Origin of the sequence: Marinicrinis lubricantis (assembly GCF_042658665.1) — a bacterium.
GTDB lineage: Bacteria > Bacillota > Bacilli > Paenibacillales > KCTC-33676 > Marinicrinis > Marinicrinis lubricantis.
In genome coordinates this window covers 1-9975 of the sequence record NZ_JBHSQV010000118.1, presented here as the reverse complement: position 1 = coordinate 9975, position 9975 = coordinate 1, and the positions used below count along the sequence as shown (strand labels likewise).

Here is a 9975-nt window from a genome sequence, read left to right as displayed (position 1 = left end):
CCACCAAAAAAAGCTGCGTACCTGTTCCGACAGCGGTTATTAGCAGTATTGGAGTTTAGTACTGGAATGAAACATAGCCCCTAGCTTTCATGCCGGGGATGTGGCGTAAAGCCATGATTGTTTTTGATCCAAACATATGCCAGTCTAGGGTTGTCATATGCAGATGTCGGGTTGTTCCCGCTGACGATCATATTTGAGGATTTGCAGCTATGATGAAAGGATAAACCGTTGGTGCTGATTGAGCAAGAGGAGTCGTTTAGTTGAACATGACGCACGCCTATCGATTCTGAATAATGGATAAGGTTAGACACAACAATAAGAAGGCAGCATTTTCAAACCATCCATATGGCCCCAAATCGAATGGAAAAGGAGTGCAGTGATGAACTTCAAGAATATTGCGGTTGCCGGAAGCGGCGTATTGGGAAGTCAGATTGCGTTTCAAACGGCATTCAAAGGCTTTAATGTATCGGTATACGACATTAACGATGAAGCGATCGAACGAGCGAAAGAAAGAATGGAGGATTTGAAGCGCCGTTATCAGGATGATTTGGACGCGAGCCCAGCAGAGGTGAATGCGGCATATGATCGAATGAGCTTCAGCAGTGATTTAGCCTAAGCGGTCGAGGGGGCAGATCTCGTCATTGAGGCCGTTCCGGAAGTAGTTCAAATAAAAACGGATTTTTACAAGGAACTGGGGAAAGCTGCTCCTGAGAAGTCGATTTTTGCAACGAATTCATCTACGCTTCTTCCGAGTCAGTTTGCAGAGGCTACAGGCAGGCCGGAGAAGTTCTTGGCACTGCATTTTGCGAATGAAATATGGAAGAACAATACAGCTGAAATCATGAAGCATCCGGGCACCGATCCGAAAGTATTCGATGCTGTGATCGCATTTGCCAAAGCGATTGGCATGGTGGCCTTACCGCTGCAGAAAGAGCAGCCGGGCTATATTCTGAATTCCTTGCTCGTGCCGTTGCTTGATGCGGCTCAAATGCTTCTGGTCAAAGAAGTGGCGGATGTGGAGACGATTGATAAAACGTGGATGGTCGCAACCGGAGCGCCGATGGGGCCTTTCGGGATTTTAGATGTGGTCGGCATCAACACAGCCTACAATATTACTCAGGCGAAAGCAACCGAAGATCCGCTGCATGAGAAAGTGGCCAATCTGCTCAAGACCGAATATATCGATAAGGGCAAGATGGGAAGAGCGACAGGGGAGGGATTTTATACGTATCCGAATCCCAGCTTCATGGCTCAGGGGTTTACAAAATCTTAATTGATAAGCCAAAAAGTCAATGGACCGATCCATAGGTGATCGGTTTATTTTGTTTTAAATGAAATGTGGTATGCTGTATATAAATTTGTTTTGAAAGAGGAAGCGGGATTCATGCGACAGTTTGTGCCACTGCAGCCGCCTAAATTGGAAAAACAATTCATAGAATCGAATGCCTATCTATATGAGGAGTTTGCGCCATGCAAAGCGATACAAAGTTGACCGGTTTTTACAAGCAAGATGAAGCCGGGTCCTGAGATAATGACGATGAAAATACAATAGGCTGGAGGAAAGATATCGATGAAACCGCGTATTAGCGTACTTACTTTAGGTGTGGATGATTTAGAAAGATCGCTGAAATTTTACCGGGACGGACTGGGCCTGCCAACAGAAGGCATCGTGGGCACGGAATTCGAGCATGGAGCGGTGGCGTTCTTTGATTTGCAATCCGGTGTTAAGCTCGCAATTTGGAACAGACGGGATCTTTCTCATGAAGCGAAGGTTCCTCTCACTTTACCAAGCTCTACTGAAATGACGATCGGACACAACGTCGGAAGTAAAGAAGATGTCGATCAGATTATGGAGCAGGCGAAGAAAGCAGGAGCTAAGATTACGGATCCGGCACACGATACGTTCTGGGGAGGATATTCCGGACACTTCTTGGATCCAGATGGGCATCTGTGGGAGATCGTCTGGAATCCTGCATGGGAATTAGATGATTAGAAAGTGACACAAAAACGGCCTACTAGACGTTATTCCGTCTGTGGCCGTTTTTTCCGTACATGCTCATGTCTTGTTCTGACAAAGAACACTTCCGTTTTTTAGCAGCCAAAGGGTCATCACAAGGCCGACCTTAAGTACTTGCCGCTAACTCGAAGGGGTAAATATACCGTGAAAATTCTGCTCATAGAATAAGTTCAAAGCTGTGAACCGCCGCTGGCATCGATAAGCTGACCCGTAATCCAGCGGCTGTCCGGTGAAGCCAAGAATGCAGCGATCTCCGCAATATCCTCTGGCTGTCCCCACCTGCCAAAGACCGAGAGACCCGAAGCAAACTGCTGTCCGCCTTGATCTTGAAGCAGGGCTGCGTTCATGTCCGTATCGATAATACCCGGCATCATCGCGTTCACTGTAATTTGTCTTGGACCGAGATGTTTCGCAAGCGTGTATGTCAGTGTGTTGACTGCTCCTTTTGAGATGCTGTAAGCGAGCAGATCCGGCATAGCAATACGCGTTACGGCTGATGACATATTAATGATCCGTCCGCCGTCCTTTAGTTGCGGCAATAGCTTCTGGATCAGAAATCACGGAGCTTTGACGTGAAGATTCATGACCTCATCATAAGAATCCTCTGTCGTCAGTTCAATACTGCGCATTTGACCGATTCCCGCATTGTTTACGAGTATGTCAAAATGCTCCGCTGCGTACTTGTCGAAGAGCTGGGCTTTGAAGGACTCGGCTAGATCGTTTACGCCTTGAGGATGTCATATTCTCACCTCTTGTCATTGATCAATACCGTTTTATCACAGGGAGCATGTTGAAATGTTGCTGTCACATCACGGACTGTTTTGAGCCTTGGTGAACCGACTTTTGAAATATTGCTCTTACATTCCCCATGGCTTACGCTGAACGTATATAAGGGGTATACTTTTACCTGAGGTGATGCAGTATGCTGCAGCTGACAGAAGAGATGTGGAACGCCATTATAGAGAATGACGCATCATATGATGGTCAATTTATATACGCCGTACAGAGTACCGGGATTTTCTGCAAACCGTCCTGCAAGTCCAGAATTCCTCGGAGGGAGCATGTTCATGTGTTTGATTCAGCGAAGCACGCTCTTGACGCCCGTTTTAGACCGTGCAAACGATGCAGACCGACAGAACGCATTTCCCCAGAACAAGAGTGGATCGAAGGAATTGCGAAATACATCGAACATCATTTCAGCAAGCCATTGACGCTGCATACCTTGGCAGAAATCAGCCATAGCAGTCCATATCATATGCAGCGCACCTTCAAGCGGATGAAAGGAATGACCCCGAACGAATATATCCGTAAACAGAGAATCGAACATGCCGCTCGTCTGATCATCCAATCGAAAAAGACGGTGTTGGAGATTGCCGAGCATGTAGGGATGCCGAATTTATCTTACTTTATCACGGTGTTTAAGAAGGAGATGGGGTGTACGCCCAGTGATTACCGCCAAATGCATCAAGGGCATCAATCGGTATGATGTTACCCGTGATAATTTACTCCTTTTCATTGTCATGAACGAATCTATACAGTTAAAATTAAGAAAATTGAAAGTGGACGTGTCATGGAAGGGAGCCTGCGGATGGGGAATAATCAAGGATTGTGGTTTAATAGGCGGAGTGTGCTGTTGACTTGGGCACTGTCGTATTTGGTCGTTCTGCTGCTGCCGGTTGTATGCAGCACAATCGTTTACATGCAATCCAGCAAAATGCTCGCACACGAAATTCATACGGCGAACGATTCTCTGCTGAAACAACTGCGAGAAATGATGGATAAGCAAATTGAAGCGGTGGATCGATTGAATTTCGAGCTGACTTGGAATCCAAAGGTGCGTGAATTGGTCGATCAGCACAAATATGAGACTTATCCGGAGGATTTTTTATACGATCTGCATAACGCGACCAAGGATCTTGTTCTGTACCAGTCGGCCTATACGGTTGCTGATTTGTTCTACGTTTACATTGCTTCAAGGGATACGGTCTTGCTCCCAGGGGTTTACCGTGATGCGCAATTCGCTTACGACGAGCATCACCGTTCCGAGGCATTTCGTTTTGAGGATTGGGAACATATTTTGCAGAGCAATAAATTTAGAGGATTTGTTCCAATGGTGCGCACGGATGAAAACGGGGATTCTGTACCTGCGCTGGCCTATGTAAGCACTTACGACTATGAGAACAGCCAGCCGACCGGTGCGAATGTCATTATGATCGACCAGCCGAAGCTGCTCACGGCGATTAATCATATCGAGGCATTCAATCGAGGGCACGTCATCATCGCAGACGCGAATCATCAAGTTTTAGTGTCCAGTTTGAATAAAGCGCTTCCATCTGAACTCCCGTTTTCGGAACTGGAGGAGAATGGGGGGACGTTTCTATGGGAGTCGGGGGAGCATCGTTACGAAGTATTCAGCATTCGGTCTAAGGTGTCTGGACTTCGTTACATATCCCTTATTCCAAGCGAGCTGTATTGGCAGAAGGCGGAGCTTGTTAGAAGGCTGACGCTGCTGAGTATTACAGTCAGTCTCCTGGGCGGAGGAGGGCTGATGTACTTTTTTCTTCGAAAAAATTACAATCCTGTTCAAAGAATCGTTCATGCGTTTAAAAATAAGTCAAAAGGGTTGGAGAAAGGGGCGAATGAATTTCATTTCATCGAGCGTGCGCTAGACGATACATTAAGCGAGATGGAACAGATGATGGTGCAGATGAAACAGCAGCATTATACACTTCGATCCAACTTTCTGGCGCGTCTGCTGAACGGGAAGCTCGGGGGCGAACTGCCGCCAGAGGAATCGTTAAGCACATTCAATATGGAACTGCTGTCTGAAGATTTCGCTGTTTTGCTCATTTGTACTGAAGATCACGATGTCTTCTTTGAGCGCGCCCATGGAAAAAGTGAAAACGAGAAGCTGCATTTGCTGCATTTTATAGTGACGAACGTGATGGAAGAGCTCGTGAATAAACAGCATCGGGGTTATATGACCGAGTCGGGTGATTTGCTTGCTTGCTTGGTATCATTGTCTGAAAAATCCCCGGAGACGCGAATGAGAGAGCTGCTGCAAACCGCGCATTCGGCACAGGATTTCCTTGCGGAGAAATACAGCATCTACATCACGGTATCGATCAGCGGCATACACAAAGGACTTGAGCAGGTTTCCCATGCGTATCAAGAAGCGTTGGATGCGATGGAGTATAAGCTCGTAATGGGGAAGCAAGAGATTCTGCCTTATGAGGAAATCGAAAAATATTATTCCCACGCAGAGAATGATTCGGGCTATTATTACCCGCTGCAGCTTGAGCAGCAGCTCATGAATTATGTCAAAATTGGAGATCTCGATTCGGGTAAAGCTATTTTAGAGGAAATTCTCAAGATGAATTTCGGAATGCATCCGGTTTCTGTTCCTGTGGCGAAGTGTTTCATTCTTGATCTGGTAGGCACGCTCATTAAAGGATTAGCGGAGCTGGGAAGCGGATCGGAGAATTTATTGATTCAAAACCCGAAAAGAATCGATAAGCTCTCTTCTGCAGAAACGCTTACGGACATGCGGGAACAGCTCATGGAAATGCTCCAAGACGCATGTGAGTATGCCGGAGCAAAACGCCAGCAGAACGTGCAGGCAGCTAAACAGAAGGCGCTGGACGATCTGACCTCTGAGGTGACCGCCTACATTGATGCGAACTACACTGACCCAGGATTAAACGTTTCTATGCTCGGCATCCATTTCGACATGAAGCCTACTTATTTGTCCAAGTTGTATAAGGATCAGACGGGGGAAGGTCTGCTCAGCTCCATTAATAGGCGGAGAATTGAAAGGGCCAAGAAGCTCATCAGCGAAGAACGAGTTACGGTAAACGAGGCGGCGGAGCACTCGGGTTTTAATGATGTTGGGACGTTTATTAGAACGTTTAAGAAAATCGAGGGGATCACCCCTGGTAAATACAAAGATATCGTTGAGGAATAAGGAGAGGCCGCAGCGTGTGGCCGATGATGTATCCCTAGACCGGTGCATTCGGCGGGGATTTTTTTATGGGAAAAGCCGCAGCATGACGCCATTTTTATAGAAATTGCCTATTCAATTGGAGGTTTTGCAAAAAGTGAATTCCGCATTTTTCAATCCGTTTGGATATAGTGAAGATATCCTTGTCTGAACGGCGCAATTATAGTGATGGTATGGAGTACGGTAAACGTACTGCTCTGAATCATCCATATAAACAAAATGGGGAGGTATATCGAATGAAACCAATCGGCAGAAAAAAAGCTGCGGCAATGTTACTGACAACGTTATTATTTGGAAGCGTTATCGCGGGATGCTCTAACAACACCAAGGACTCTGCTACCGAGAACAGAACCTCTGAATCGGTCCAGACTGGAAATTATCCGATGGAGACGGATCAAACGCTCACCTACTGGGCGGCGCTTCCGAAAAGCTTGACGGGTGTGAAATCAGAACACAGCGAAGTTCCTTTTTATCAGGAGTGGCAAAAACGGACAGGGGTTCAGGTCGAATTTACGGCACCGCCGGCAAATCAGGTTGAGGAATCTTTTAATGTAATGCTGGCTTCGGGAGAATTACCGGATGTAATCGAATATAACTTTTTAGGTTTCCCGGGCGGGCCCGAGAAAGCGATTGAAGACGGATATATTTTGGAGCTGAATGATTTGATCGATCAATACGCGCCTAATTATAAGAAATATTTGCAGGAGCATCCCGAAATCGACAAAATGGTCAAAACGGATGACGGCAGTTATTACGCATTTCCAACGATCCGGGAGGATGACTCTCAAGTGACCTTCCAAGGACCGCTCATTCGGAAAGATTGGCTCGACGAGTTAGGGCTGCCCGTTCCCGAAACGATCGATGAGTGGGAGACGGCTTTGCGCGCATTTAAGGAAAAGAAGGGAGCGGCGGCTCCGATTTCATTCATATCCAAGCCGAGGGTTCTCAATGAGCTGGGAAATGGGGCTTTCGTTGGCGCATTTGGCGTAACTCGTGACTTTTATCTTGAGGATGGTGAAGTTAAATTTGGACCTGCAGAGCCAGGATATAAGGATTTCTTGGCACTTTTCCGCGATTGGTATGCCGAGGGATTGTTGGATAAGGACATTGCTACCGTCGATTCTAAGGTGCTGGACGCAAATATCGCCTCCGGTGAAACGGGAGCCACCTGGGGATTGACAGGCGGAGGTATTGGCAAATGGGATCCGCTGCTTAAAGAACAAAATCCGAATGCCTCGATCGTTGCTGCGCCATATCCGGTACTGGAGAAGGGAACCATGCCGAAATTCGGACAAAGAGACTACGCTTATTCACCCGGCTATATGGCGGCGATCTCTGGAACGACGGAGCATGCAGAACTGGCTGTCCGCATGCTTGATTATGCTTACAGCGAGGAAGGGCACATGTTCTTCAATTTCGGAATCGAGGGTGTCAGCTATGAAATGGTGGACGGATACCCTAAATATACGGATCTCTTAATGAACAATCCAGACAAACTGGCGCCAGCGCAAGCGATGTCTCTCTATATTCGAGGCAACACTGGAGGTCCCTTCGTCATCGACAAACGCGTGACGGAGCAATATCTGAGCATGCCGGAGCAGCGTGAAGCGGTAGCCATCTGGCAGAAAACCGATATGACGAAGCATCAGCTGCCGCTGGTTACTCCTACACCGGAGGAAAGCGCCGAATTCGCAAGAATTATGGCGGACGTGAATACGCTGGTTGATGAAATGACGCTGAAAATCATTCTGGGCGCAGAACCGCTGGATGCCTTTGATTCGTATGTTGAGAAACTCAAATCCGTGAAGCTTGACCGTGCGATCGAGATCAAGGAAGCGGCGTTGGAGCGTTATAATAACCGCTAATCTTGGTGGGATTCGAAGGTAGTGGCTGCTCCTCGGATCCCACGTTGATTTTGCCCTCACTTAACAGGAAAGGAGCGGGAAGGATTGTTGAGACAAGTGAAACCTGTAGATCGAACGAGCTTCAAGTACCGGTTCATTCGCGATTTCAAGCTGAACAAAATTTTGTACTTCATGATGATCCCCGTGCTTGCTTATTACGCCATCTTTCATTATGCACCGATGTATGGAGCCATCATCGCCTTTAAAGACTTCTCGCCGATGAAGGGAATTACGGGAAGCGAATGGGTAGGATTCCAGCATTTCCAAGAGTTTTTTTCCAGCTATTATTTCTGGCGCATTCTAAAAAATACCGTACTGATCAGTGTTTACTCCCTGCTGTTCATGTTTCCGGCACCGATTATTTTGGCGCTGCTGATCAACGAGGTCAGACGACAAGCATTTAAACGCGTCGTGCAAACGGTATCGTATATGCCGTATTTTATCTCGCTCGTCGTCATTTGCGGCATGATTACAGATTTTACGAACAGCAACGGTATTATCAACTCCTTTTTTACATGGTTTGTGTATGATGGTACAGCGATGCTGCAGAATCCGGATTTGTTCCGTCCAATCTATATTTTGTCGGAAATTTGGCAGAAGGTCGGCTGGGAATCAATCATTTATCTGGCTGCGCTAACGGGCATCGATCAGGAACAGTACGAGGCCGCACGGATTGACGGGGCCAGCCGCCTGAAGCAGATGTGGTATATTACACTTCCAGGGCTGATGCCTACCATCGTCATCCTATTTATTCTTCGGATCGGAAACCTGCTGGATGTCGGCTTCGAAAAGATCATTTTATTATATAATCCTGTCACTTACGAAACCGCCGATGTCATTTCTTCCTTCGTATATCGCAAAGGGCTTCTCGAGTTCGGATGGAGTTACAGTACGGCCGTGGGACTCTTCAATTCATTAATCAATTTGACGCTGTTAATTTCGGCGAATTATATCAGCCGCAAAGTCAGCAGCAACAGTCTCTGGTAGGAGGGAGAGCATGAAACGTCATCTCAGTTTCGCGGACAGAACGTTCGATGTATTCGTTGCGCTGCTGCTGTCTGCACTCGTCGTTATCACCCTGTACCCGCTCGTATACGTTGTGTTTGCTTCTCTCAGCGAGGCGTCTCGATTGACGGCCCATAAAGGCTTACTCTACCTGCCGCTTGGATTCAGTTTAGAGGCGTATAAGAGCGTATTCAGCAACCCAAGTATCATCATCGGCTACAAGAATACGATGTTCATTCTGATCGCGGGCGTGACCGTCAATTTGTTCCTGACCGCGATAGCTGCTTATGTGCTTTCCAGACGAAACGTGATGTGGAACCGTTTGTTTATGATGCTGATTGTGTTTACGATGTTCTTTCAGGGAGGATTAATCCCGTTATATTTGATTGTAAAAGGCGTAGGATTGATCGATTCGTTATGGGCGGCGATTATCCCGTTCGCGGTAAACACATTTAATCTCATCATTATGCGAACGTATTTTATGAGTATTCCCGTTAGCTTGGAGGAGTCGGCGAAGATGGACGGGGCAGGCCATTTGACCATTTTATTTAGGATCGTCCTGCCGCTTTCTATGCCCGTGGTAGCCGTCATGATCCTCTATTATGCGGTGGAGAAATGGAACGCATGGTTTTACGCTTCGGTTTTCCTGAAGGATCGGGATTTGTTTCCTTTACAGCTTATACTGCGGGAAATTTTGATCGCCAACTCCACGGATTCGATGACCGCGGGCGCTAGTTCGGCCGAGCAGTTTCAAATCGGGGAAACGATTAAATATGCTACGATTATCGTGGCTACGCTGCCGATATTGTGCGTATATCCTTTCCTGCAGAAATATTTCGTAAAGGGCGTTATGATCGGCGCTGTGAAAGGATAGTATATGATCGGGTGTTTTTTATTCAGATCAAGTGTAAATTGTTATTTGATAATTAGGGCTTGCTGAACGAAACATTAGAGAGCAAATTGTCTGTAGGCGGTACGTTTCAGCAGCATGTTGAGAATGAGGACAAAAAGAAGCCGCAAGCGGCGTTCCAGGTTCATCACGAGGAACT

At 46.9% G+C, this 9975-nt stretch carries 6 protein-coding genes and 2 pseudogenes; 7 read left to right on the top strand and 1 reads right to left on the bottom strand.

The genetic code is table 11. The annotated features are described in order from the left end of the window. Nucleotides 1–379 precede the first annotated feature (379 nt). Together ACFPXP_RS09095 and ACFPXP_RS09090 are read left to right on the top strand one after the other, a co-directional pair. Nucleotides 380–1273 (top strand): annotated as a pseudogene (locus ACFPXP_RS09095) (3-hydroxyacyl-CoA dehydrogenase). 297 nt (nt 1274–1570) lie between these two features. After that, complete coding sequence (locus ACFPXP_RS09090; protein WP_379893899.1) at nt 1571–1993, top strand: VOC family protein; 423 nt, start codon at nt 1571–1573, stop codon at nt 1991–1993. A 194-nt stretch (nt 1994–2187) separates the two neighbouring features. Here the strand turns inward: ACFPXP_RS09090 and ACFPXP_RS09085 are convergent. Beyond that, nucleotides 2188–2745, bottom strand: a pseudogene (locus ACFPXP_RS09085) (SDR family oxidoreductase); the annotation flags it as partial. Between the two features lie 194 nt (nt 2746–2939). On the opposite strand from ACFPXP_RS09085, the gene ACFPXP_RS09080 reads away from it, so the two are divergent. The 5 genes from ACFPXP_RS09080 to ACFPXP_RS09060 all read left to right on the top strand — a co-directional run bounded on the left by ACFPXP_RS09080 (nt 2940) and on the right by ACFPXP_RS09060 (nt 9800). Beyond that, on the top strand, nt 2940–3503 hold the full coding sequence (locus ACFPXP_RS09080; protein WP_379893898.1) for a bifunctional transcriptional activator/DNA repair enzyme AdaA: 564 nt from the start codon (nt 2940–2942) through the stop codon (nt 3501–3503). A 102-nt stretch (nt 3504–3605) separates the two neighbouring features. Continuing rightward, the gene (locus ACFPXP_RS09075; protein WP_379893897.1) at nt 3606–5981 is read left to right on the top strand and encodes a helix-turn-helix domain-containing protein; all 2376 of its coding nucleotides are present in this window, start codon (nt 3606–3608) and stop codon (nt 5979–5981) included. A gap of 272 nt (nt 5982–6253) precedes the next feature. Beyond that, nucleotides 6254–7882, top strand: a complete 1629-nt coding sequence (locus tag ACFPXP_RS09070; RefSeq protein WP_379893896.1) for an extracellular solute-binding protein — start codon at nt 6254–6256, stop codon at nt 7880–7882. Between the two features lie 171 nt (nt 7883–8053). Then, nucleotides 8054–8908: an ABC transporter permease gene (locus ACFPXP_RS09065; protein WP_379893900.1), complete on the top strand. Its 855-nt coding sequence runs from the start codon at nt 8054–8056 to the stop codon at nt 8906–8908. A gap of 10 nt (nt 8909–8918) precedes the next feature. Beyond that, nucleotides 8919–9800, top strand: a complete 882-nt coding sequence (locus ACFPXP_RS09060) for a carbohydrate ABC transporter permease (RefSeq protein ID WP_379893895.1) — start codon at nt 8919–8921, stop codon at nt 9798–9800. Nucleotides 9801–9975 lie beyond the last annotated feature (175 nt).

What these genes read in the sequence shown, in the direction of transcription:
- ACFPXP_RS09090 (WP_379893899.1), top strand. Translation starts at nt 1,571, where the DNA reads ATGAAACCGCGTATTAGCGTACTTACTTTAGGTGTGGATGATTTAGAA.
- ACFPXP_RS09080 (WP_379893898.1), top strand. Translation starts at nt 2,940, where the DNA reads ATGCTGCAGCTGACAGAAGAGATGTGGAACGCCATTATAGAGAATGAC.
- ACFPXP_RS09075 (WP_379893897.1), top strand. Translation starts at nt 3,606, where the DNA reads ATGGGGAATAATCAAGGATTGTGGTTTAATAGGCGGAGTGTGCTGTTG.
- ACFPXP_RS09070 (WP_379893896.1), top strand. Translation starts at nt 6,254, where the DNA reads ATGAAACCAATCGGCAGAAAAAAAGCTGCGGCAATGTTACTGACAACG.
- ACFPXP_RS09065 (WP_379893900.1), top strand. Translation starts at nt 8,054, where the DNA reads ATGATGATCCCCGTGCTTGCTTATTACGCCATCTTTCATTATGCACCG.
- ACFPXP_RS09060 (WP_379893895.1), top strand. Translation starts at nt 8,919, where the DNA reads ATGAAACGTCATCTCAGTTTCGCGGACAGAACGTTCGATGTATTCGTT.